This is a genomic window from Psychromonas sp. KJ10-2 (genome assembly GCF_047323255.1).
In the GTDB taxonomy this organism is placed as follows: Bacteria; Pseudomonadota; Gammaproteobacteria; order Enterobacterales; family Psychromonadaceae; genus Psychromonas.
This window is the reverse complement of record NZ_CP178827.1, coordinates 675,278-701,384: the sequence shown is the minus strand read 5'-3', so window position 1 is coordinate 701,384 and position 26,107 is coordinate 675,278. Positions and strand designations below refer to the sequence as shown.

Here is a 26,107-nt window from a genome sequence, read left to right as displayed (position 1 = left end):
GACTCTTTAATCCATGGCTTTTATCTTAGTGGATAAAAGCCACATATAATAACAATCATAGTAAGATGTTTATGATTGCTCTTTTAGAGCCGCCTCACGAAGTAATCTATTTTCTTCTTTAATTCTATTTTTTTCATACTTAAGCGCCTTCACTTTGATCTTATTGTTACGATCTCGACTCTTTTTAATTAACTCATTATCTAATTGATGTTGTTGAGACTTTGCTAATTTATCGTACATTAAAACATTCACTGAAGCCGCCAAGTTCATGCAACCTATGGTTGGTACATAGACCACAGCATCAGCTTGATTGATAACTTTTTGTTTGATGGTGCCATCTTCAGGCCCAAACAAGTACATGGCATTTTCTGGATGTTCGAAATTAGGTAAAGGCGTTGCACCTTCGATTAAATCAACACAGACTAACTTCATGCCCGGCTCTAATGCGTCTAATAGATCTTCATAATGAACCAATGGCACAATTTCGTGGACTTTTTGGGTATCAGCTGCCAAGCGAACAGCACGATTAAAACGGTCACCTGAATAAACCACTTTTTGTGCATCGTAACAACCAGCTGCCCGCATAGCACCACCGACATTAGATGAACTTTTAGGATTAGTTAAAGCAATAATCGTACGAGAAGGGTGCGCTGATTGGTTTTTGTTTTCTGACATAATGTTTTTGTGTGGTTTCTGAAGTAGTAATAAAGAGCGGGTTAAATGTGCAAGTAATATAGGTCAATTAAGCGATGTTAATTAACCTATATTACTGCGTATCACATCAAGTAATATTTATAGAGCTTCGATTTGACCAAGTGCTTCAGTAAATTCAGATAGACCTAGTTCGATATCATCTTCATCACCTACCCAGTTAAGACCAACAATCACATCGTCTTCTACTAGGTCTTCTAACCAAAATTCAAACCAATCAGCTAGTGAAATTGAAGCTGGCGCATAATCAGACCATTCTTCAATACAATGTGTTTTTGCTAATGCTTCAGAAGACCATAAAGGCATCACTTCTGTTTCTTCGTAATTCATTGAGTCCATTACCACCCAATCACCACTTGCTTTATCTTGTAAAGCCCATAAAAGCTGACTCTCTTTGACATCGTCTTGGAATTTTTCTAATGCAGCAATATTTTGCGTCATGGTGTTCTCTCTGTTTAATAAAGGGTGGTTCAAGTATCAATGTCGTTAAATTATATGCTGCTTTATTGAACAAACTTAGTAGCTGAAAATTAACAACATTGGAAAAAAGCTAAGTATACGGGTTAAGTGAATAATTGAAAGTCAGAAATAGTGACGATTTGATGAAATCCCTAGATAGTTAGTTGTTTTTAATTCTGTCATAATTAAGTGGAATCATAAGGATAAATCATGGAATTATTACAAATACCACATTTTGGTAAAATATTAAGATTAGAGGCCTCAATGGCCGGTTGGCAGCAATTGTATTGGGGTGACCAATTAGTATCGCAAATCACCGCGAGTGAATCAGCACAGGGAAATACCACGCATCATTTTCAACTGTTTCAACAACAAACAATAAAGGCTAGTGATATACCACAGGATGATGTGATTACTGAAAAAGTCGCTATTGATTGTAAATTAGATGTTTATATTATTTGGCAGCCATTTTTAGTGTCTTATTCATTATTTGTGGATGATCAACTTATCGAAGAAAAACCAGAAACGAAAAGGATATTGAACAGCAGACGCCAATTAAAATAAACCAAGAACCTAAAAAATTAAGTTTACTTGGTTTAGGTTCACTCGCGTTAAAGTTATTTAAGAGTGCTAAAATTATTAAGGTTGTCTTAGCGGGCGCAAGTATTGCTGCTTATAGTTGGTTTTTCTCTTTTCAATTTGCCATGGCTTTGATTGCTTGTTTAGTGTTCCATGAATACGGGCATATTCGAGCCATGAAATATTTTGGTATGAAAACCAAAGGTATCTACCTGATTCCCTTTATTGGTGGTTTAGCGGTCACCGACCAAAAAATTAATACCCGTTGGCAAGATGTGGTTATCTCAATTATGGGCCCGACATTTGGTTTGATTATGTCTATTGGGTGTTTAATTGTGTACTGGTTAACAGACAGTACCTTTTTTGCTGGTTTAGCTACATTTAATGCATTGTTAAATTTATTTAATCTACTGCCTATTTTGCCTTTAGATGGTGGACACATTTTAAAAAGTATTACTTTCTCCATGAACAGCCTAGTTGGTTTATTAGCTTGTGTGGTAACAGCCTTAGTAGGGGTCCTAGTAAGTTACCAACTTGGTTTAGCTTTATTAGGGTTTTTATTATTAATTGGCAGTGTGGAAATTGTGTTGGAATGGCGAACCCGCTTTAATAGTCATTTGTTACCCTTAGACAGATACGGTCAACTGTTTTCAACTGCATGGTATTTTCTGACGGTAGGGGCGTTAATTGCCATCATCTTCTATTTTGCTAAATCAGGAGACCAACTTTTATCTTTGCCTTTGATTATTCTAGGTAGTTAATATTGGTCGTTTTAAACAGCAATCTTTAGTTAATTGAACTTATTCCCCTATTTGGGAACTAATCTTTGACTATTTTTTGCTGTTTAATTATGTCACACTAGCGTTTATATCAGCACACTAATTAACTGATTTTAAGCATCATTTCATAGTTAACTTAACCCAGTTGGTATGATTGAGTAAATAAACTCTTTATACGTTGATAACTGTCTTTGATTGTCTTTAACACCTATCAATCTTAGAGTGGTTTACAATAAACTTTTCTTTTTCAATGAATTAAACAAAGGCGCACCCTTATAACAATTTTCTATATACTATCTAATTTCGTTACTGATTTTTATTAAATAACACTGCATAATAGAGAAAATTATATATATCTTGTGACTTTGTAAGGAAACACATGAACAATAAAAGACTAACTCACCTTAAGGCACTTGAGGCTGAATCGATTCAAATAATGCGTGAAGTAGCCGCTGAGTTTGATAACCCAGTAATGTTGTATTCAATCGGTAAAGATTCGTCTGTGTTATTGCACCTTGCACGTAAAGCTTTTTACCCAGGTAAGATTCCTTTCCCGCTGTTACACGTAGATACAGATTGGAAATTCAAAGAGATGATTGAATTCCGTGACAATCTAGCGAAGAAATATGACTTTGATTTATTAGTTCATAAAAATCCTGAAGGTATTGCAATGGGCATGGGGCCATTTACCCATGGTTCTGCTAAGCACACCGATGTAATGAAGACACAAGGTCTTAAACAAGCATTAGATCATTACGGTTTTGATGCTGCATTTGGTGGCGCACGTCGTGATGAAGAGAAGTCTCGTGCAAAAGAACGTGTTTACTCTTTCCGTGATAAAAAGCACCGTTGGGATCCAAAAAACCAACGTCCAGAATTATGGAACATCTACAACTCTAAAGTAGACCGTGGAGAAAGTATCCGTGTATTCCCACTTTCTAACTGGACTGAGCTTGATATCTGGCAGTACATCTACCAAGAACAAATCGATATGGTTCCTCTATATTTCTCTGCTCCTCGCCCAGTGGTTGAGCGTGATGGTTCTTTAATCATGGTTGATGATGAGCGTATGCCTTTAGAAGAGGGTGAAGTTCCACAGATGAAAAATGTACGTTTCCGTACACTAGGTTGTTACCCATTAACAGGTGCGATTGAGTCTGAAGCGAAGACATTACCTGAAATCATTCAAGAGATGTTATTAACAACTACCTCTGAGCGTCAAGGCCGTGTAATCGATAACGATTCTGCTGGTTCGATGGAAAAGAAAAAATGGAAGGTTATTTTTAGGCCAACGCTTAAATAACCCAATCCTATAAAGAGTTAAGGAAAAAACATGACTAACGATACAAATCTAATCGCATCGGACATCGAAGAATATTTACGTGTCCATGAAAACAAAGACATGATGCGTTTTATTACCTGTGGTAGCGTAGATGACGGTAAATCAACTCTGATTGGTCGTCTATTATTTGATAGCAAAATGATTTTTGAAGATCACATGGCTGCTATTGAAAAAGATTCTAAAAAATTCAATACAACAGATGAATCATTTGACTTAGCGTTATTAGTTGATGGTCTACAATCTGAGCGTGAGCAAGGTATTACTATCGATGTTGCTTACCGTTACTTTGCAACAGAGCAACGTAAATTCATCATCGCTGATACACCAGGACATGAGCAATACACACGTAACATGGCTACTGGTGCTTCTACATGTGACCTTGCAATCATCCTTATCGATGCGCGTCACGGTGTACAAGTTCAAACACGTCGTCACTCTTATATCTGTTCTCTTCTGGGTATTAAACATGTGGTTATTGCGATCAATAAAATGGACGCAGTAGGTTACGACCAAGAAGTTTACAAAAAAATTAAAGATGATTACCGTGAGTTCGCTCAACAGCTAAACATTGCAGATATTCGTTTTGTACCTATCTCTGCACTAAAAGGCGATAACGTTGTAAACCAAAGCGAAAACATGACTTGGTATCCAGGTTCTCCGTTATTACGCCTATTGAACACAGTTCAAATCAGCAGTGATGAAAATGAACAGTTCCGTTTAGGTGTGCAATACGTTAACCGTCCAAACTTAGATTTCCGTGGTTTTGCAGGTACGATTGCATCTGGTGAAATCCGTGTGGGTGATACGATTGAAGCATTACCTTCTGGTAAACAAAGTAAAGTTAAAGAGATCGTTACATTTGACGGTAACTTAGAAGTGGCATACCAAGGTATGGCAGTAACGCTAACACTTGAAGATGAAATCGATATCAGCCGTGGTGATATGATTGTTCGTCCACATGAAAAACCACAGTCAACTAAGAACTTTGAAGCTGACGTAGTTTGGATGGATGAAAATGCATTGCACGTTGACCGTGAATACATTGTAAAAGTAGGCAGTAACTCTACAGTAGGTACTGTGACTTCTGTTAACTACCAAACAGATGTAAATACTATCGAGCAAAAACCTGCTTCTAAACTAGGTCTAAATGAGATCGGTAGCTGTAATTTTGAAGTGGCTAAAGAAGTACAATTTGATGCTTACTCATCAAACCGTGCGACTGGTGCTTTCATCATTATTGATCGTTTGTCTAATGCCACAGTTGGTGCTGGTATGATTAAACAAGCCATTGAAGCTAAAGCTGCGCCAAAAACAGCTTACAGTGACTTTGAAGTTGAATTCAATGCACTAGTACGTAAGCATTTCCCACATTGGGAAGCAAAAGATATCCTGAAAGGGTAATTCTAAAAAGTGATCAGTTGTCAGTGTTATTGACTTCTGATCACGCTTCATTGATGGCGCATTCATGACATTCCAATCCTATTTTGTACTTGCCGTTTTCATCCTAACCATCATTGGTTTAATTAAATTCCAACAACGTCCAAGCCAAGTATTTGGCGTTGCATTATTAACGCTGTTTTCAACGCAAATGGTCACTACAGACCAAGTTATTCTTAGCCTGTCAAATCAAGGCTTATTAACCCTTATTATATTAATGCTGTGCTCCATAGCATTAGAAAAAACCCGATTGTTGCGCTTAGTGGCAATGAAAGTGATTCAACCTAATTACAGTGCGACTTGGTTAAGGTTGTTTGGATTAACTGTACTGTCATCGGCGTTTTTAAATAATACGGCGGTTGTTTCAACCATGCTTGGGCCAATACGAAATAACCCCAACCACTCTGCTAGTAAGTTATTAATTCCTTTATCATATGCGGCTATTTTAGGCGGCACATTAACACTAGTGGGGACATCAACCAACTTAATCGTCAACAGTTTAGTACTTGATGCAAACCTGCCATCCTTAGGCTTTTTGATTTTACCCTAGTAGGTATCTGCGTAGTGGCAGCCTGTGGTGTAGCATTATATTTTTGTCGTTCACTATTACCTGATCGTAAAATACAAGGTGATACCGCCCAAAAGTATTTTATAGAAGCTAAGGTTAAACCTGAATCTAGTTTGGTCGGTAAAAGTATCGATGAAAATGGTTTACGTCACCTGCAATCACTATTCTTAGTGGAGATTATGCGTGGTGATTTACAGTTAACCGCGATTAACCCTAATCAAGTGATTCAAGCCAATGACAAATTAATCTTCAGTGGCGATATCTCTAAAGTAAGCCAACTTCGCCTATTTGATGGGTTATCTATCTTTGCTGAAAGCAGCGGTTTACCTTTAGGTAATCTGCGTGAAGTTGTGGTTCGCTCTGAAAGTATTTTAAATGGTAAATCATTAAAGTCTGTTGGTTTCCGCTCTTTGTTTGATGCCGCTGTGGTAGCCATTAAACGCGATGGTGAAAAGGTCTCTGGTAAAATAGGTAAGCTTAAAATTAAACCTGGCGATTTTTTAGTGTTAGCAGTCGGTGAAGACTTTAAATCACGTCGTAATATTCGTAAAAACTTTATCCTATTATCCGATGTTGAATTAGATTCACGTTTATCAGGTAAAAAAGAGTTACTAGCTATTGCTGGTTTCTTTGTTGCCATTGGCTTAGCTGCGCTTGGCGTTATTCCGTTATTTAAAGCGGTATTACTGTTACTCGGTGTCTTATTATTGAGTGGCTGTGTGACGAGTAGTGAGTTGTTAAGACGTTTCCCAACTGATATTTGGGTGATCATCTCCTCTGCTATTGTATTGTCCTATGCTCTACAAAATAGTGGTGTGATTGATAACTTTAACCAGTTGATGAGTGCCAGTACACACCTATTCAGCCCATTGTTTGCCTTGGTTGCAATATTTGCTATCACTTTATTATTAACTGAATTGGTTACCAACAATGCGGCGGCGGCTTTGATTTTCCCATTGCCTATGGCTTAGCCTTGAGTATTGATGCTAACCCGACTGCGTTTATTATGGCGGTTGCTTTTGGGGCCAGTGCCAGCTTTATTAGCCCGTATGGTTATCAAACTAATTTAATGGTGTTTAATGCAGGTCAATACAAACTCAATGATTTTATTAAAATCGGCATCCCTGTTAGTTTGGTGTATAGCGTAACCTGCATCATAGCTATTGTTAGCGTATTTGGTTTAACAGCCGCTTAACCGTTTATTATTTATGTTTTCCAGCGTTTATTAATTAACTATAAGACTGGATATAAGCACTTTAAGAGAGAATTATTATGACAAACCCTTATATTGAAAAAGAAGTTGATGGCGAGAAATCATCTGATGTTGTTTGGCATCAAGCCAGTGTGTCTCACCAAGACCACTGTCAATTAAACGGACACAAAGCCGCTGTATTATGGTTCACTGGTTTAAGTGGTTCAGGTAAATCAACGGTAGCAAATGCCGTTGATCTCATGTTATTTCAACATCAAGCTAAAACCTACGTACTTGATGGGGATAATGTGCGCCATGGTTTAAACGGCGATTTAGGTTTCTCGGACAAAGATCGTATTGAAAATATTCGTCGTGTAGGGGAAGTTTCTAAGTTATTTGCTGATGCAGGCTTATTAGTATCAACTGCTTTTATCTCTCCTTTTGTTGCTGACCGTGAAATGGTTCGTTCACAATTACCAGACGGGCAGTTTATCGAAGTATTTATCGATACCCCTTTAGCGGTTTGTGAATCTCGCGATCCAAAAGGTTTATACAAGAAAGCACGTGCAGGTGAGATTAAAAACTTTACAGGTATCGACAGTGCATATGAGAAACCAGTTAATCCTGAAATTCATGTACAAACTGATAAAAAGTCTATTGAAGCATGTGCGCAACAGGTTATTGATTACTTGAAAGAAAATAAATACCTATAATCGACTTTTATTAAGTATCGGGTTATACCAATCATAGTCAGTAACTGATCTATTTTACTTGTTAAAACAACTTATTTTTTCGTTGTAAGTTTCGTAAAGGGAACAACCATTTACATCAACTTACGCCTCAAACTAAGCCATTTTTTCGGCGCAAAATTTAGATCAGTTATTTAATACAATTGGTATTAATTGGTATAACTGGTACACAGTAGCCAAATAATAAAAATGGGCGACAAGTTATTTGTCATCCATTTTAGTTTTTATAGTGCATTATTGTTATTATTCTGAAGGTTTACGGTTTTTTACACACTATCTGCGCAATCGCACGGTCTGGGTTGTGTTGTATCCCTTCGAAATAAAATAAGATCTCCCAGTCTTTAAAAATACTTTTTAACTCACCTTTTTGTAATAAAAAGTCATCGCGATTAGGGCGACCAAACTGTCGATTTTCTGTGGTAAAGGTTTCATATATTACAATCCCTCCAGATTTAACTGCCTGTTTAATATGCTCAAATAGTGGGCGGTGTAAATATCGAAATACAATCACCCCTTGCAACGCCAATTGCTCGAGTTTCAATCTATCCGCACCTTGTTTAGACTCAAAGTCAGCTTGCCATAATTGCTCTTTTTCTATGTTATGTTGCTCATGTAAGGCTAATAAAGGCGCTGTTTGTATATCTGCAAATACAACCTCGATTCCAGATTGGGCTAGTGCCAATCCATTTTGACCCTGACCACAAGCTAGGTCTAACACTTGACCGTTAGCCGTTTTAAAGAGGTGTGAATGGTTCTGCAGTAAGTTGGCTACTTGCATTATTGTAATGCCTCTATTAAATCTCGCACATTCTTCAATGGAATAATCTTTTGTTCACCTTTTACAAACTGTTGCATTGATGTGTGATAAGCAACGGCTGGAATAAAGATCTGTTTTTTACCGTGGGTGAGAGCTTCTCTTACTCGTGGGACTATTTGTGGAATTTGACGTAATTCACCGGTTAATGCTAATTCACCAATAAACACTGCATCACTGGGTAAAGGTTTAGAGTTAATTGAACTAAGTAAAGCCGCAGTCACCGCCATATCTGTAGAGGTTTCTGAATCAGCCATTTTAAGACCACCCACTAAACTAATGTTAATATCATAGTAAGTAGGGATGCCACCGTGTTTTTTTAGTACCGCGGTAATTAATGATAAACGGCTGTAGGAAATACCAATACAGTTACGAATCGATTTTTCACCTTCAACTTCTGTCGCTAAGGCTTGAATTTCAATTAATAAATTACGTGCCCCATCTTTAATGACAGAAATAGCTGAACCTTCAAAATGCTCTTCACTACCCGATAAAAATAATCGACTAGGGTTATCAACGGATCGCATGCCTTTTTCAGTCATCTGGAAGATGCCTACTTGTTCAGTATCACCAAAACGGTTTTTATCGGCACGTAAAATACGCACCGAGGCATCATTTACTTCAATGTGAATGGCGGTATCGATAATGTGTTTTAAGGTTTGTGGGCCAGCCATTTGCGAATTTTTATTCACTTGGCCAACCAGAATCAAGGTGATCCCGTGTTGTTTACATAATCTATTGAGTATTTTAGCGCAGGTTTTCACTTGTGTGACACCACCCGCAGAGCCATCAACGGTATTCGATTCAAAAGCTTGGATAGAATCTGCAATAAGAAATTTAACGTTATTCTCAATACATTGATCGACAATATCTTCAATGCTATCGGTATCAGAAAGCAGAAAGTTATCTTCATTAAAGTGTAGTTGTAAACGTTCAATACCACGTTTTGCCCATTGGCTAAGACTCTCTTCGGCGGTGACGTACAAGGTCGACATTGACTGTGACATCACAGATGCCACTTTAGTCAATAGGGTCGTTTTACCAGAGCCTGGGTCTCCGCTGATTAGCACCACTGAACCTAAGGTAATGCCTTCACCCAATACTCGGTCTAATTCACTTAAACCTGTAGAAACACGCTGTGCATGTTCAACCTGTACCGAGGAGATACGTTTTACACCATTGGTTGTTACACCTGCATATCCACCTGCTTGGCTACGACTGATTGCGGCATTAACTGATTTAGTGGCCGCAGAAGCTTCACGGAATTCAGTAATGGTATTCCAGGCTTTACACTCGCCACATTGTCCTTGCCATTTAGTATAATCAGCACCGCAGTCACTGCATACGTAAGAGATTTTAGTTTTTGCTTTTGCCATGCTTGGTTCCGTTGTCTTTAAATGAGTTTATTACTTTTATTTTGTAAAGTGTGTTTATCCGTGGTGATTATTGTTGATCTTTGTATTCATTAAATAACTTGATGGCTTCATTGGCTTTTGCATAGGCATAACCATGTGATGTTAATAATCGGATTGCTTTCATCTTTTGTTTTTGATCGTCTATGGAGACCCTAAATTTTTTAGACAATAATTCACAGGCATGGTCTAGGTCGTTAAAAGTAGGAGTGGGGTATTGCTGATTATGCTCTTCAATGGCTGAGTTAATAATATCGAAGCTAAACCCTTTAGTTTGTAGAAAGCCCATCGCTTTTTGTTTTAAATGTTGTGTCACAATAGCTTCATGATACTTATTGTTTAAAAGCCTCTGTGCTGATTCGATATAGTCGAATTCACTTTCCAGTATAGCTTGTTTAATCAATGCTTCATTGATCCCTTTGAGGGTGAGATCTTGTTTTATGCGAGTGATCCCATGGCCTTTATTTTGCGCACTACGTAAAAATGAGTGAGTAAAACGTTGATCATCTAAATACTTAAAATCTAAACACTCATTAATCACCGCATCAATCCATTGTTGATTATCAGTTTTACGCTGTAGTTTTTTTAATAGCTCAGCTTGACTATGATCTCGGCGTGATAGATGCCAAAAAGCACTATGGCGAACCGCTTCAATATCTTTTGCTATTTTAATGGGCTTATTAGCGAACATCGAGACTCTCTACTATGTGTGTTTATATACAGTATATATTTAAAGCGAGTTAATTTACAGTAGACGTCAAATCAGATTAGAAATAAGTTGTCCAAAAGGTTGAATTGTCTATTTATCACTCTATAATATGCGCCCCCATTACGGGATAAATAATTAAGCGGGTTCCCTCACCCCGTTACTACATATAAAAAGGTTACAATATGTTATCACTTACACACTCGCAAATTCGCCGTGCATTGACGCTATTGGTTGGATTTCACATTCTTATTATTTGTGCTAGTAATTACTTAGTACAACTTCCATTTACACTTTTTGGCTGGCATACCACCTGGGGGCTTTTAGCTTTCCTTTTGTTTACCTAGCAACTGATTTAACAGTACGTATTTTTGGTCAAGAGAGTGCACGCCGCATCATCTTTAAAGCGATGCTTCCAGCGTTGGTTATCTCTTATGTGGTTGGTGTGTTATTCCATCAAGGCGCATTACAGGGACTAGATACTTTGGCTGAATATAATAGTTTTGTATTTCGTATTGCACTTGCAAGTTTTGCTGCTTACCTGTTTGGTCAGTTATTGGATATTAAAGTGTTTGCTAAACTTCGTGCTACTAAACAATGGTGGGTTGCACCAACTGCATCAACGCTATTAGGTAATCTATTAGATACCTTAGTATTCTTCTCTTTTGCTTTCTATGCTTCTACGGATACCTTCATGGCAGAAAACTGGCTGGAAATTGCGATGGTGGATTACGGATTTAAACTATTAGTGAGTATCTGTTTATTTTTACCTGCGTATGGTGTGTTATTAAAAACATTAGAAAAACGCATTATTAGTGTGCCAAATAATCAATCATCTGTTGCTTAATTAGATGAGTGATTAGTTAATAAACAGCTCAAAGGGAGGGCTGTTTATTAACGTCAACGTTTACTTTTCTTGCTCTTCATCTTTGATGAATCTAATCTCAGAAAACCCCATACGATCAAACTCATTAGCACGATAATTTTTCATGATGCCTTGACCACGAGAGGTCATCTCTAATTGTTTTTCCATTGCCCAAAACGACGTTAAATCAACACCTTCAGCTGCCGCTACTGCTTCATAAATATCAAAGTGTTGGCTAAATGAAAATGCGATTGTTTTTTTGGTGCCTTGGTAATAATAGCTGACTTGACGTGCCATAACATTGTCTCAATAATTAAAAACATAATATTAACACAGCTTAATCAATGCCTATAACAGGGATTTTCACTAACACAGTAAAAATCCACGGATAATAGGGTATGAAAGTGTTATAAGACTCTGATTCTTAGTAAACCCTTTTGTTTTTAGTCGCATTACATGAGTTGAATAAGTTATAATTAACCCATTGATCGACCCATTAAAACCAACTATTGAGACTTAATGGATTCACTCGTTACTTAATTGATAGGTTATTTATGACGTTGACACTTCCTTACAATAATTTCATGTCTTTTGCGGATCACTCCTTTAAAGAATATGCCGATAATGACTTCGTTGGGTATGTTGATGGTGAGATGATCTCTTACCGAGAAGCACAACAAAAAGTAATTGAACTGCAGGCTTTGTTTAAAGATCTAGGTATAACGCAGGGAGATAAAATCGCAATCTGCAGTGAAAATATGCCGCATTGGGGTATAGTCTATTTAGCGATCACTGCTATGGGGGTGATTGCTGTGCCTATTCTGCCAGACTTTCACACTAACGAAATTCATCACATCATTAAACATTCTGAAGCAAAAGCGCTGTTTATATCTCAAAAGATTGCACAGAAGTTAAATGAAGACGATTTTAGTTCAAGCTTATCTTATGTTTTCTCATTAGAAACCTTTGATATTATTGAAGATAAAACCCCAAAACATTCAGAGTTATTGACTAAAAGTGCGCAAGCAATTGCGATTATGAAGAGCAAAGCGCTTAAGTTTGCTAAACAGAAAAAACTGTTAAAAATGAGTGAAATTGATAACACCTTGAATATCAATACCGACGATATTGCGGTGATTATCTATACATCAGGTACTACTGGGCAATCAAAAGGGGTGATGTTAAGTCATCACAACTTGTTGTCGCAAATACATCAGGCCAATAGTTTGATTGACATTACCGCATCGGATCGTTTCCTGTCTATTTTACCACTGGCGCATACCTTTGAATGTTCGATTGGTTTTTTGGTTCCTTTTTCAAATGGTTCTACTGTCTCTTATATAAATCGTATCCCATCGCCTAAAATCATTTTAGCAGCGATGCAAAAGGTGAAACCAACTTGCTTTTTAAGCGTGCCTTTGGTGATTGAAAAAATATACAAAAACAAAGTTCTGGCAGAATTTAATAAAAACAAAATTATTCATTATCTGTACAATAATGTTGGTTTTATTCGCCGTAAATTGAACAAAATTGCGGGTAAAAAGTTAATTGAAAGCTTTGGTGGTGAGTTAAAATTCTTTGGCATTGGCGGCGCAAAATTATCACGCTTTGTAGAGCAGTTTTTGATTGAAGCAGAGTTCCCTTATGCGATTGGTTATGGTTTAACTGAAACCGCTCCTATCGTAGCAGCAGCAGTCCCTGGCGGAACAGCCTTGGGCACCACTGGAACTTTTGTTGAAGGGGTAGAGTATCGTCTAATCAAGCAAAATGAAGATGATAGTGAAGGTGAGCTACACGTACGCGGGCCTAATATTATGTTAGGTTATTACAAAGAAGAAGAGCGTACTAAAGAGGTTTTAGATGATGAAGGTTGGTTTAACACTGGAGACCTAGGATACATTGATGATGCGGGGGTGTTAACTATCAGTGGTCGTAGCAAAAACGTTATTATTAGTGCTAGCGGTGAAAACATTTACCCTGAAGCGATAGAAAGTGTTATCGAGCAGCACCCATTAGTGGTTGACTCTATGGTTTATGAACTAGATAAAAAACTAGTGGCTAAAATCTATATTGATTACGACCTGTTTGATGAGCAACATAACCTGAAAAAACAAAGCGATTTTGATTTACACAAAGATATCATTAATTTACTAGAAGAGATCAAAGTCAGCTCAAACCAACAGCTTTCTTCTTTTTCAAAATTAAATTCAGTGATTGAACAAACAGAACCATTTATCAAAACACCGACTAAAAAAATTAAACGTTATTTACACATGTAATAGCACTTAGTTTTAGTTCGCCAGTATTGAAATGAACACAAAGCCGATCAGAGTGGTTTACTATACATTCTTATCGGCTTTTATATGGTCACAGCTTAAGATAAAATTTTAGCAATGACAGTTCTAACCAAACTATAAAATAATCAGTATAAATAGAGAAAAGTACCATGCCTAAAACTGCATCTGCACTGCATATCCTAGTTAAACATCAAGATAAAGCTGAGGATATATTAGCGCAATTAAAAAAGGGCGCTAAGTTTCAAACATTAGCGAAAAAATATTCAACTTGTCCTTCTGGTAAAAAAGGTGGCGACTTAGGTGAATTTAAAAAGGGACAAATGGTGCCTGCTTTTGATAAGTTTTGTTTTACCGGGCCAATACTGACACCCACCATTGTTAAAACAAAGCATGGGTTTCATATTGTAAAAATCCTGTATCGGACTTAATTACTCTCATTTAAAGTTAACTGGCTTATCTTATATGAAGAAACCTGCTTATTAGCTGTCAGTACAAAGTGTTAAATGGATATTATTTACTTCACATTAGGTTTTAGAACAGACTCTTTTTCATTAATAAAAGATAATCTATTAAAGATAATCGGCTAGTATCTGTGTAGATGTTGATTGTCTTTAAATAGGTTTATTTGTTATTAATTTATCTATCTCTAAATATATATAAGTGTTAACAATGCCAGTAGAAATGTAATTTTAGTAGCATATTTACTTGTTTTTTATCTATTTTTTTGATTTTGACGAGACACAATGTCACAATTCAATCATTGAAGATGGATCCTTAAATGTAAACTTTAGCATTCGCTGATTAAAGTTTTATTCTATATACCTACACAGTGGATAAGTGCCTTATACGATGAATAACCATGATATTTTAGGGACAAATGACTCTTGGTCTAAAAAAGCAATTCGTAAACAATTTAAATTGCTATCAATTAAAATTCATCCTGATAAATCTGGCTCGAGTGAATTATTCAAAATAGTACATATCGCTTACAAAAAAGTGATGGCGGGTAAGGGCAACGACGGATTTGTTTACCTACCAACCGAAGAGATAGATCTAGATTCACCTCCTCAAGAAAAAGAAGCCCTTATTTTACAGGTGCATCAACTTTTAAAAGAAGTAAAAATCAAAACAGAATGTTTAGATGAAGCAAATGCTCAAATTCGTAAACTTTCTGTTAACTCCGATGTTGCAAAAGTCACCAGTCAACTTAAATTAGCGCTCAGTGCTTTATTTATTATGATGGTTGGTGGTGCATTGGTCTTGTTATCTAATTTTGGCGAAGAAGAGCAGACGCATACTGTAGATCCTCGTTTCTTTTTAAGCTCTGTTCCTAAGGTTGTTCAAGATAAACCCAAAATTGAATTAAAAGCGATTAAAAGGGATTGGAGTGAACTGCCTGGTTATTCACAAAAAGGTGACTTTGGAGACTTTATTCTTATTACGGAGCTGGGTATCCCCACTCTAATGTTGCAAGTGGATCAGTCTGTTTATACGAGCGAACAAAAAGCTAAACTACGCAATGAGAAACACGGCTCTTGTGAAGCAGCTTTAATTGTTGATGATTATCAACGTGTTGGGTTAATCAATCCATTTGCACGTGCGACTATAGATCAGAATTTCATCTTCTCTATTTGGTTATTTGATAGTGTTAAATTATCCATGTTCAATGACTTTGAGCGTATTACTTTAATTTGTGATGATCTTATTTTCACTGGCCATCTAGAAAGAGCCGTCAATTAATTCGCATTTATTCCTGTTAGATAAAATCTTGCCTATGAATGGTGTATTTCTTTAATTTAGAACTTAAGGTGGTTGGTTTTAAGCCAAGTAGCTCAGCTGCACCACCTTCACCATATATTTTACCTCGGCAATCTTTCAATGCTTGAATCAAATTATTTCTTTCTAATTGCTTATGTTGTTGTGCATTGAGAACATTGCTGTGTTTTGTATGAAGCTGTTCCTTTAGGTGGATGACACTCGCTTTATTCATAAATTCAAAATTGAGTTTATTACTTTTTGACAGTATCACTTGTCGTTCAATAATATTCTCTAATTCGCGGATATTGCCTGGCCATTTGTAATTGATAAGGTGCTGCATTTGAGCCATTGAGACTTGTGGAGCAGGTTGATTTAACCTAACACACACTTTATCAATAAAGTGTTTCACTAATAAAGGGAGATCATCGATTCGCTCACGCAGTGGTGGAGAGTTGATAGGAAAAACGTTCAATCTAAAATACAGATCTTCTCTGAATTTATTGGTTGCGACGAGTTTATTTAAGTCTTGATTGGTAGCGGCAATGACTCTGACATTAACATTACGTGTGAGCGATTCACCAACGCGTTCAAATTGTTGCTCTTGCAATACCCTTAATAACTTGCCTTGTAACTGTAATGGTATCTCTCCAACTTCATCTAAAAAAATGGTTGCACCATCAGCTAACTCAAATCGCCCTACACGGTCCGATGATGCACCTGAGAAAGCACCTTTTACATGACCAAAGAATTCACTCTCAAAAAGCTCTGCTGGAATAGCTGCACAATTGACACGTATTAATGGCCTGACGTTACGTTGGCTTGCCTCATGAATTGCCCGCGCGATTAACTCTTTACCTGTGCCTGATTCTCCGGTGATTAATACATTAGCGTCAGTAGGGGCGACTAATGCAATTTGACTCATCATATGTTTAATTTTATGACTGTTACCAATCAAATATTGATGATTAAAATCAGCATTAATCTCTTCTTGTAAGTAGGCGTTTTCCATCTCTAAACGGTGTTTAAGCGCATCAACTTCTTTTAACGCTTTTAGTAACTTATCTTGCGTGCGTTTACGCTTTGTAATATCACGGAAAATAACAACTGCACCAATTAATGTTCCGTTTTCAGTGAGTGGTGTACTGGTATATTCAACGGGGATAGCTTTACCCTGTTGAGACCAAAATACTTCATTATCAACACTATGAATGGCACCATCGTTAAAGGCGGCATAAATTGGGCATTTGTGTACGTGGTAGTGACTGCCATTAACATGCGTATGATGAATAATATCGTGTATCTTTTTTCCCATTAACTGCTCTTTTTTCCAGCCAATAATTGCTTCAGCTGCTGCATTAACAAAGGTTGTTTTACCTTCGCAGTCCACGCCGTAAATACCATCTCCTACTGCTGTTAACAGTAATTGATTTTGTCGCTCTATTTGTTCGAATACGGTTTCATCAGTGTTCCATTGTGACAAACCCAGTCGGTAATTAGACTCTATTCGGGATTTAAAATGTCGTTCAAAGGTAATACTGCCATCTTCACAACTTAATAAAATATTATTAGCAAATTGAGAGGCATTAATACCGATACTCACAACTTTATTAGCAGCTTGTATGGTTAATTCACTAGACCAAGCTGAGCCTTCACTGATGACTTGTTGTGTGAAATCATGCAGTTTATCAAGGCAGTCTGGAAAAAACTGAGTCACGGTATATTGAGTTAAGGCTGTTCTATCTAAGCTAAATAATATTTCTGCTTGTTTATTCGCTATCAAAATACGATTGGTAATAGGGTTAATCAATAACATTGCAGTAGGGGCATTTAAGAATAGTTGCTCCAGCATAGTTTACTCCGTCAATACAATTGATGTGTGTAATCAAGTTTGCCTGCAAATTTGAAGCCATTCCCACGAAATTAAGTTGTAACTACCACGACAATTCGTTTAAAACGAAATATCGTGGTTATTTTTTACAAGGGATATGTCTAAAAGTTATTTTAAAACAATAGCTTACTATTTTTTGTGTTGGCTGGCATAGTAAATGCAATGAGAGTAAAGGTTGAACAAAATGCACAAAGCAGCATTATCAATTTTTTTATAGTTGCACCGTTTAAGTGCAAGATGCGTTCTGTTTATGGCCATTATTATTCAGTTAAGGAAATCAGATGTTAAAAAAATACAAGTAACAGAAGCAATTTTCGCGATCAAAAAAGATAAGCAATTAACTTGGGAAACCATTGCTGAAGCCATTGGTATGTCAACGGTTTGGACTACATCTGCTTGCTTAGGGATGAACAGTTTTACTGATGCAACAGCAGATAAATTGATAGCCTATTTAGGTCTACCCACAGAAACAAAATTCAGTTTATTAGAAAACCCAACAAAAGAGTGGGATAAGTCAGTACCACAAGATCCACTCATCTACCGCTTTTATGAAGTCGTGGGTGTCTATGGCGATACCTTAAAAGAGGTTATTCAAGAGAAGTTTGGAGACGGCATTATGAGTGCCATTGATTTTACTATGTCAGTGGATAAGGAAGAAAACCCTAAAGGCGATCGTGTTGTAGTAACCATGAATGGTAAGTTTTTACCCTATAACGCCTGGTAGTACCCTTATAAAAGACAAAATTGTGTATTCCATATCGATACTAAAAAAACGGCTGATATTGAGAATTACTAGAACAACGTAATGACTCAACATAAAGGATGTTTGCCAACAGGAAGTTACATTAACCCGTAAGTTATTTAACACATAAAATAGTAAATGCTTACCAGAATAAAAGTGAGAAAATTATGTCTTATCTAGAACCCGCAGAGTTTGTTACCAAGATGGTAGATACTGGGGAATCAAAAGTTTATATGTCCACTAAAGATACGCTGATACGCGCCTTTATGGCAGGGGCCATTTTAGGGTTAGCCGCTGTGTTTGCGATCACTGTTTCGACTAAAACAGGCAGCCCAATTTTGGGGGCTTGTCTATTTCCCGTGGGTTTCATTATGCTTTATTTAATGAAATTCGACCTGTTAACAGGAGTATTTACCCTAGTACCATTAGCTTTATTGGATAAGCGTCCAGGTGTTACCTTTTCAAGTGTTATGCGTAACTGGGGATTAGTTTTTATTGGTAACTTTGCTGGTGCAATCACTACAGCCTTTATGGTTTCCTTCATATTAACTTATGGTTATGCAACTGATGGCGGTGCACTAGCAGCTAAAGTAAGTGCAATTGGTGAATCTCGTACTTTAGGTTACCAAGAGCATGGTGTAGGTGGATGGTTTACCATTTTCATTCGTGGGATGTTATGTAATTGGATGGTCTCAATGGGAGTTGTGGGCGCACTTATTTCGACATCAGCTGGCAGTAAAATGGCAGCAATGTGGATGCCAGTTATGCTGTTCTTCTTTATGGGCTTTGAACATTCAATTGTGAATATGTTCCTATTTCCATTTTCAATGATTATGGGGGCGATTTTACCGTCTATGATTACCTATTGTGGAATGAAATCCCAACCGTATTAGGTAACTTAGCAGGTGGCTTGTTGTTAGTTGGATTACCTTTGTACTTTACTCATGTTAAAACCTCTAAAGCACGCGTTTTAAGTTAATTTAATCATTTGATGTTACGTTTAAACACCATGAAATAAGAGTTGTGTTTAAGCGTAACCACTTTTTATTTATTTTAACTTTAAAATGAAATAGTTAAATTGATGTAAATTCTACCATTCAACTCGCAATTCAATAAATATTAAGTATCGGTTGATTGTATAGGGTGTGATACCTGTGTATATTAAGCTTACTTTTACATTTAAGTGAATTCATTATATTGAGCGCTAAGCAGCATAAAAACGCAACGACAACCCCCGAGATAAGAGCTTTTATTCATGACTCAGAGCTGCCGACCGCGGTACTTGCTCGTCTGTTAAAAATTTCTGAATCCACCGTACGTAAATGGCGTAAGCGGGAAACGATTGAAGATGCGTCACATGTGCCTAAACATTTCAAAACTACTCTCACGTTACAGCAACAATATGTTGTTGTGCAATTACGTACCCGGTTAATGCTTTCCTTAGATGATCTACTGCAAGTGTGTCGTCAATTTATTAATGAAAATACCTCTAGAGCTGGACTGCAGCGTTGTTTGAAACGTCATGGCGTTTCTAAATTAGCGGATATCGATCCAGCGGGTGAACTGGTCAAATTAGAACAGCAAGTCAGCGTTGCTATTAAAGATAATAGCTCAGATCAAATTCTTAATTCCGTGGTGAGTCCAGAAGCCATGAGTGAAGTATTAAACCAATTACGCAGTGAAGCAGCTGAAAAGACCAATAGTAGTCAATTAGCAGACCATGCCCGTAGTGCAAAAACCCGCTCACTCACTTGTTCAGATGTCGTACAAGTAAGTGTGACAACTCTGCCTCATTTAGATAAAAAACAAATTAATCAACATCGTTTATTGATTGCCCATGACCCTGATAGTCAATGGGTATACGTAGATCTATATCAAGACGATGAAGCCGATGCTGCACGACGTTACATGCGTTACGTGTTAAAGCATGCACCATTTCATATTCGTCGCTTATTAGCGGCAAATTATAACGAATTTTTGAGCCGATTCCGTTTGTTAAGTGAAGTATAAACACTAGCAAACGGACAGTAATGCCATTGGAGAACATAATGTCAAAAAAACAAAACACCAACACAGCGGCAGATAAGCGTATTAATTCACGCTTACAAGAAACGCCAATAGCGATTGTTGGTATGGCTTCGGTTTTTGCTGAAAGCAAAAACCTAGGACAGTTTTGGGATACCATAGTTAACTCGGTGAATGGCATTCAAGATGTACCTGAAGATCGCTGGGCAATAGATGATTATTATTCTGCCGATAAAAAAGAAGCAGATAAGAGTTATTGTAAGCGCGGTGGTTTTTTGCCTGAAATTGACTTTGATCCAATGGAGTTTGGTCTTCCGCCTAACTTATTAGAGCTCACCGATATTACTCAGTTAATGGCATTAGTCACTGCACGTGATGTTATTGCTGATGCTGGCTTAAGTACCGAAGGTAGTGTTGACCGCGATAAAATGGGGATCATTTTAGGCGTTGGTGGTGGCCAAAAGCAGGGCGGCCAATTAATGTCTCGCTTGCAAGGACCTGTGTTAGAGAAAGTACTAAAAGCATCGGGCGTCAGTGCAGACGACACCAATGTGATCGTCGATAAATTTAAAAAAGCCTATATTCCGTGGGAAGAGAATTCATTCCCAGGTATGTTAGGTAACGTGATTGCGGGACGTATTGCCAATCGCTTTAACCTCGGTGGTACCAACTGCGTAGTGGATGCTGCTTGTGCAGGGTCATTAGCGGCTATCAAAATGGCCATATCGGATCTATTAGAACACCGTTCAGATATGATGTTATCGGGTGGTATTTGCTGCGATAACTCTCCTTTTATGTATATGTCATTCTCAAAAACACCTGCCTTCACTGATGGTGACCGTATTCGTCCATTTGATGATAAATCTAACGGTATGATGATTGGTGAAGGTGTAGGTATGATTGCACTGAAACGTCTTGAAGATGCCGAGCGTGATGGAGACCGAATTTACTCAGTGATCAAAGGTATCGGTAGCTCATCTGACGGTAAATTTAAATCGATTTATGCACCACGTCCCGAGGGGCAATTAAAAGCCTTAAAACGTGCTTATCAGGACGCGGGTTTTGATCCAAAAACATGTGGTTTAATAGAAGCACATGGTACGGGTACTAAAGCGGGTGACGCAGCCGAGTTTAGGGGATTAGAGTTATTATTTAGTGAAAATAATGAACAAAAGCAACACGTAGCGTTAGGTTCAGTTAAATCACAAGTAGGTCATACTAAAGCGGCAGCGGGCACCGCTGGTTTGATCAAAGCGGCCTTAGCGTTACACCATAAAGTATTACCCCCGACGATTAATGTTGATCTGCCTAATAAAAACTTAGATATCGACAATACACCGCTATATATCAATACAGAAACGCGTCCTTGGATGCAGCGTGAAGATGGTGTTAAGCGTCAAGCCAGGATCAGCTCATTTGGATTTGGTGGCACTAACTTCCATTTAGTATTGGAAGAGTACACACAACAACACCAACAAGCTTACCGATTAAATGAGGTGGCTCAGTCATTTTTAATTACCGCAGATGATAAAGATCAACTGATTGAGCAATTAACTGCTGAGTATGATGCTTTGCAGGTTGATCAAGATAGTCAGCCTTATGCTTATAATCAATTCATAGTGAATTTCCCTGTACGTAACATTGAAGCTAATCAAGCTCGTTGCGGGTTTGTGGCGAAGGATATTAATCATGCGCAACAATTACTAACACAAGCAATCGATAAACTAAAAGCCGAACAGTCTAATCAATGGTCTCTGCCAACGGGAATCTATTACCAAGAGCAGGCTATCGATACCAAAGGGAAAGTCGTTGCTCTTTTCTCTGGCCAAGGTTCGCAGTATGTCAACATGGGACGTGAACTGGTTTGTCATTTTCCAACTATGATGGCCAGCCAAGTTGCCATGGACAAACAGTTTGCGTTAAACGCAAAAGGTAAAGTTAGTGATGTGCTTTATCCTATTCCTGTATTTAATGCCGCTAAAAAAGCGCAACAAGAGCAGACCTTACGTTTAACTGAATATGCACAGCCTGCAATAGGCGGCTTGTCCGTTGGATTATTTAATACCTTTAAGCAAGCCGGATTTAAAGCAGACTTTACCGCAGGTCACAGCTTTGGTGAGTTAACCGCATTATGGGCTGCAGGTGTTTACTCAGAACAAGATTACATGCAATTAGCTATCGCACGTGGACAAGCGATGTCTGCACCGGAACAAGCTGATTTTGATGCAGGTACAATGGCCGCTGTGATTGGTGAAGTCGCTTTAGTTGAAAGCGAAATTGCTAATATCGAGGGAGTTACTGTTGCTAATTACAATGCACATAACCAAGCTGTAATCGCCGGCAATAAAGCAGCGATTGCAGATGCCAGTGCAAAACTCAGCGAGCTTGGTTTAAAAGTCATTGAATTACCTGTATCTGCTGCTTTCCACACACCGTTAGTGGAACATGCTCAGCAACCGTTTGCTAAAGCCATAGATGAAATTGATTTTGTAAAACCAACTGTGAGTGTGTTTGCCAATGGCACGGGTGAAGCACATAGTCAGGAGCCTAACAAGATAAAATCTGCACTGAAAGGGCATATTCTTGAATCGGTACAATTTAATAAAGAGATAGAAAACCTCTACCAAGCAGGCGGACGTATTTTTGTTGAGTTCGGTCCTAAAAATGTATTAACAGGTTTAGTGGATAATATCCTGCAAGATAAACCAGATGTTGTGACTATTGCAACCAATGCAAATAGCAAACAAAATGCTGATCTGCAATTGCGTTTAGCAGCCGTTCAATTGGCTGTTTTAGGCTTAGAACTGGATAATATTGACCCTTATTCCGCAATCCAGCGCCCAACTATCGCACCTAAAAAGTCACCATTAGCAATGAAACTCTCGGGAGCGGCTTATGTTAGCCCTAAAACGCAGCAAGCTTTTAAAGATGCATTGAGTGATGATTGGAAGGTAACTAATAGCAAAAGTGCAACAACTGAAGTGAAAGAGGTGATTAAAGAAGTCATCGTAGAGAAGGTGGTAGAAAAAGTTGTAGAGAAAGTGGTCTATGTTGATAGTGAAGGCGTTCCTTTAGCAGATCAATCTGCAGTCAAAGTATCGTCATCTCCTATGGTCGAAACACAAGGTATGTCAGCTAATATTGAACAGAGTGTTGCGCAATTAGTAGAACATCAATCACAGCTATTATCCGTACATCAAGCCTATTTAGAAGGTCCGAAGCAGTATGCTGACACCTTTAAAAGCGTCTTGAAAGCACAAGCTGGGCAACAAAAATTACCTGAAGGTTTAGATAAAACCTTAAGTATGTATCATGATTTTCAAACCGAAACCCTAAGGGTACATGAAACGTACCTAAATAATCAGACTGAAAATATGCAGCAGATGTTAAGTGGTACTTCAGAGGGTAAAGGCACATCCTCTCAAACGCGTACATCCGTTGTTGAACCTCAAAACGCGGTACAATCACAAACTAACCATAAGCCTTTAACAACTAACCTAAACTTACAGGAGCAGTTACAGGCAACACATAATACCCTTCAAGCTGCCGAGATTAATCCGATCAATGTCAAGCCTATTAGTCATGTACAAGTGCAATCGGTTTCGGAAGATGAAGTGATACCACTTAGTGATAAAAGTGCAGTTCAGATCAGTGCTGATACACAATTCATTGAGCAAACCATGTTAGCTGTGGTGGCAGATAAAACCGGTTATCCGACAGAGATGTTGGAATTAAGCATGGATATGGAAGCGGACTTAGGTATCGATTCTATTAAGCGTGTTGAAATTCTAGGCGCAGTACAAGATCAAATCACTGACTTACCTGAGTTAGATGCTGAGCAATTAGCGCAAATGCGCACCCTTGAAGAGATCGTGACTTATATGAACTCTGTAATGGGAGACGTTGCATCTGCTCAACAAACAATAGCCACTGCAAAATCATCGAGTACAGTAACTAATCACGTTAGCTCACAAGCGATTGAGCAAACTATGTTAGCTGTGGTGGCAGATAAAACCGGTTATCCAACAGAGATGTTGGAATTAAGCATGGATATGGAAGCGGACTTAGGTATCGATTCTATTAAGCGTGTTGAAATTCTAGGCGCAGTCCAAGATCAAATCACTGACTTACCTGAATTAGACGCTGAGCAATTAGCGCAAATGCGTACTCTTGAAGAGATCGTGACTTACATGAACTCAGTAATGGGAGACGTTGAACCTGCTCAACAAACAATGGCCACTGCAAAATCAGCGGGTCCAGTAACTAATCACGTTAGCTCACAAGCGATTGAGCAAACCATGTTAGCAGTAGTTGCAGATAAAACCGGTTATCCAACCGAGATGTTGGAATTAAGCATGGATATGGAAGCGGACTTAGGTATCGATTCTATTAAGCGTGTTGAAATTCTAGGCGCAGTACAAGATCAAATCACTGACTTACCTGAGTTAGATGCAGAGCAATTAGCACAAATGCGCACCCTTGAAGAGATCGTGACTTATATGAACTCTGTAATGGGGGACGTTGCACCTGCTCAAGAAACAATAGTCACGCCAAACCCTGCAATCACAACAACTGATCGCGTTAGCTCAAAAGATATTGAACAAACAATGTTAGCCGTGGTGGCTGATAAAACCGGTTATCCAACAGAGATGCTTGAATTAAGCATGGATATGGAAGCTGACTTAGGTATAGATTCTATCAAACGTGTTGAGATTCTGGGCGCAGTACAAGATCAAATCACTGACTTACCTGAATTAGACGCTGAGCAATTAGCGCAAATGCGCACCCTGGAAGAGATCGTTACTTATATGAACTCGGTAATGGGAGACGCTGCACCTGCTCAACAAACAATAGTCACGTCAAATCCAGTAATCACAACAACTAATCACGTTAGTTCACAAGCGATTGAGCAAACCATGTTAGCTGTGGTGGCTGATAAAACCGGTTACCCAACTGAGATGTTGGAGTTGAGCATGGATATGGAAGCGGACTTAGGTATTGATTCTATTAAACGTGTTGAAATTCTTGGGGCAGTACAAGATCAAATCACTGACTTACCGGAGTTAGATGCTGAGCAATTAGCGCAAATGCGTACTCTTGAAGAGATTGTGACTTATATGAACTCAGTAATGGGAGACGTTGCACCTGCTCAACAAACAATAGTCACGTCAAATCCAGTAATCACAACAACAAATCGTGTTAGCTCAAAAGATATTGAGCAAACTATGTTAGCCGTGGTGGCTGATAAAACCGGTTATCCAACAGAGATGTTGGAGTTGACTATGGATATGGAAGCAGACTTAGGTATTGATTCTATCAAACGTGTTGAAATTCTGGGGGCCGTACAAGATCAAATCACTGACTTACCCGAGTTAGATGCAGAGCAATTGTCACAAATGCGCACCTTAGAAGAGATTGTGAGCTATATGCATTACGTGATGGGAACGAGTGCTGCTGCAGAAAATATTGAGCAACAAACAACGCTAGCTATTGATTTAGACAGTATCGAACGAACTATGTTAGCAGTGGTTGCTGATAAAACCGGTTACCCTACGGAAATGTTAGAGCTAAGCATGAATATGGAAGCTGATCTTGGTATAGATTCTATTAAACGTGTTGAGATCTTAGGTGGAGTGCAAGACCAAATCTCAGCCTTACCAGAGTTAGATGCTGAACAGTTAGCACAAATGTCTACCTTAGCTGAAATTGTTAATTATATGCATTCAGTGCAAGCTGAAACCTCACAAGAGGCTAATGTTAAACCTTTGACAAATGAGTCCTACG

At 38.2% G+C, this 26,107-nt stretch carries 15 protein-coding genes and 5 pseudogenes; 13 read left to right on the top strand and 7 right to left on the bottom strand.

The genetic code is table 11. The annotated features are described in order from the left end of the window. Positions 1 to 69: 69 nt before the first annotated feature. Together ACLKL2_RS03345 and ACLKL2_RS03340 are read right to left on the bottom strand one after the other, a co-directional pair. The gene (locus ACLKL2_RS03345; protein WP_413693368.1) at positions 70 to 675 is read right to left on the bottom strand and encodes an RNA methyltransferase; all 606 of its coding nucleotides are present in this window, start codon (positions 673 to 675) and stop codon (positions 70 to 72) included. 117 nt (positions 676 to 792) lie between these two features. Next, the gene (locus ACLKL2_RS03340; protein WP_113817529.1) at positions 793 to 1,152 is read right to left on the bottom strand and encodes a DUF2750 domain-containing protein; all 360 of its coding nucleotides are present in this window, start codon (positions 1,150 to 1,152) and stop codon (positions 793 to 795) included. A gap of 228 nt (positions 1,153 to 1,380) precedes the next feature. Between ACLKL2_RS03340 and ACLKL2_RS03335 the strand changes: the two are divergent. The 5 genes and pseudogenes from ACLKL2_RS03335 to cysC all read left to right on the top strand — a co-directional run bounded on the left by ACLKL2_RS03335 (position 1,381) and on the right by cysC (position 7,780). Next, positions 1,381 to 2,510, top strand: a pseudogene (locus ACLKL2_RS03335) (site-2 protease family protein). Positions 2,511 to 2,907: 397 nt separating this feature from the next. After that, complete coding sequence (cysD, locus tag ACLKL2_RS03330) at positions 2,908 to 3,831, top strand: sulfate adenylyltransferase subunit CysD (protein WP_413693366.1); 924 nt, start codon at positions 2,908 to 2,910, stop codon at positions 3,829 to 3,831. Positions 3,832 to 3,861: 30 nt separating this feature from the next. Beyond that, positions 3,862 to 5,271, top strand: coding sequence for a sulfate adenylyltransferase subunit CysN (gene cysN, locus ACLKL2_RS03325; RefSeq protein WP_113817532.1), 1,410 nt, complete (start codon positions 3,862 to 3,864; stop codon positions 5,269 to 5,271). Between the two features lie 64 nt (positions 5,272 to 5,335). Beyond that, positions 5,336 to 7,070, top strand: a pseudogene (locus tag ACLKL2_RS20245) (SLC13 family permease). Between the two features lie 77 nt (positions 7,071 to 7,147). Continuing rightward, positions 7,148 to 7,780 carry an adenylyl-sulfate kinase gene (gene cysC, locus ACLKL2_RS03305; RefSeq protein ID WP_413693362.1) on the top strand — a complete coding sequence of 211 codons (633 nt, stop codon included), beginning with the start codon at positions 7,148 to 7,150 and terminating at the stop codon, positions 7,778 to 7,780. A 292-nt stretch (positions 7,781 to 8,072) separates the two neighbouring features. On the opposite strand, the gene ACLKL2_RS03300 is transcribed toward cysC, so the two are convergent. The 3 genes from ACLKL2_RS03300 to ACLKL2_RS03290 form a co-directional block, all read right to left on the bottom strand. Next, positions 8,073 to 8,594, bottom strand: a complete 522-nt coding sequence (locus tag ACLKL2_RS03300; protein ID WP_413693361.1) for a tellurite resistance protein — start codon at positions 8,592 to 8,594, stop codon at positions 8,073 to 8,075. Next, complete coding sequence (radA, locus tag ACLKL2_RS03295) at positions 8,594 to 10,006, bottom strand: DNA repair protein RadA (protein ID WP_413693360.1); 1,413 nt, start codon at positions 10,004 to 10,006, stop codon at positions 8,594 to 8,596. Before radA ends, ACLKL2_RS03300 begins: the two co-directional genes overlap by 1 nt. A gap of 67 nt (positions 10,007 to 10,073) precedes the next feature. Next, complete coding sequence (locus ACLKL2_RS03290) at positions 10,074 to 10,733, bottom strand: regulatory protein RecX (protein WP_413693359.1); 660 nt, start codon at positions 10,731 to 10,733, stop codon at positions 10,074 to 10,076. Between the two features lie 200 nt (positions 10,734 to 10,933). Here ACLKL2_RS03290 and ACLKL2_RS03285 point away from each other — a divergent pair. After that, positions 10,934 to 11,595 (top strand): annotated as a pseudogene (locus ACLKL2_RS03285) (7-cyano-7-deazaguanine/7-aminomethyl-7-deazaguanine transporter). A gap of 60 nt (positions 11,596 to 11,655) precedes the next feature. On the opposite strand, the gene ACLKL2_RS03280 reads toward ACLKL2_RS03285, so the two are convergent. Continuing rightward, complete coding sequence (locus tag ACLKL2_RS03280) at positions 11,656 to 11,910, bottom strand: DUF2960 domain-containing protein (RefSeq protein ID WP_113819008.1); 255 nt, start codon at positions 11,908 to 11,910, stop codon at positions 11,656 to 11,658. 257 nt (positions 11,911 to 12,167) lie between these two features. Here ACLKL2_RS03280 and ACLKL2_RS03275 point away from each other — a divergent pair, with 257 nt between their 5' ends. From ACLKL2_RS03275 to ACLKL2_RS03265, 3 genes are all read left to right on the top strand, one after another. Beyond that, entirely contained in the window at positions 12,168 to 13,892 is a 1,725-nt protein-coding gene (locus ACLKL2_RS03275; protein ID WP_413693357.1) for an AMP-binding protein, read from the top strand. Positions 13,893 to 14,059: 167 nt separating this feature from the next. After that, on the top strand, positions 14,060 to 14,338 hold the full coding sequence (gene ppiC / locus ACLKL2_RS03270; protein ID WP_113819006.1) for a peptidylprolyl isomerase PpiC: 279 nt from the start codon (positions 14,060 to 14,062) through the stop codon (positions 14,336 to 14,338). 421 nt (positions 14,339 to 14,759) lie between these two features. Continuing rightward, entirely contained in the window at positions 14,760 to 15,650 is an 891-nt protein-coding gene (locus tag ACLKL2_RS03265; RefSeq protein WP_413693356.1) for a J domain-containing protein, read from the top strand. A 16-nt stretch (positions 15,651 to 15,666) separates the two neighbouring features. On the opposite strand, the gene ACLKL2_RS03260 is transcribed toward ACLKL2_RS03265, so the two are convergent. After that, complete coding sequence (locus ACLKL2_RS03260; protein WP_413693355.1) at positions 15,667 to 17,517, bottom strand: sigma 54-interacting transcriptional regulator; 1,851 nt, start codon at positions 17,515 to 17,517, stop codon at positions 15,667 to 15,669. 289 nt (positions 17,518 to 17,806) lie between these two features. Here ACLKL2_RS03260 and cynS point away from each other — a divergent pair, with 289 nt between their 5' ends. The 4 genes and pseudogenes from cynS to ACLKL2_RS03240 form a co-directional block, all read left to right on the top strand. After that, entirely contained in the window at positions 17,807 to 18,280 is a 474-nt protein-coding gene (gene cynS / locus ACLKL2_RS03255) for a cyanase (protein ID WP_413693354.1), read from the top strand. 185 nt (positions 18,281 to 18,465) lie between these two features. Further along, positions 18,466 to 19,277 (top strand): annotated as a pseudogene (locus tag ACLKL2_RS03250) (formate/nitrite transporter family protein). Between the two features lie 218 nt (positions 19,278 to 19,495). Next, the gene (locus ACLKL2_RS03245) at positions 19,496 to 20,308 is read left to right on the top strand and encodes a helix-turn-helix domain-containing protein (RefSeq protein ID WP_113819001.1); all 813 of its coding nucleotides are present in this window, start codon (positions 19,496 to 19,498) and stop codon (positions 20,306 to 20,308) included. Between the two features lie 38 nt (positions 20,309 to 20,346). After that, a pseudogene (locus ACLKL2_RS03240) lies at positions 20,347 to 26,076 on the top strand (beta-ketoacyl synthase N-terminal-like domain-containing protein); the annotation flags it as partial. Between the last annotated feature and the right edge of the window lie 31 nt (positions 26,077 to 26,107).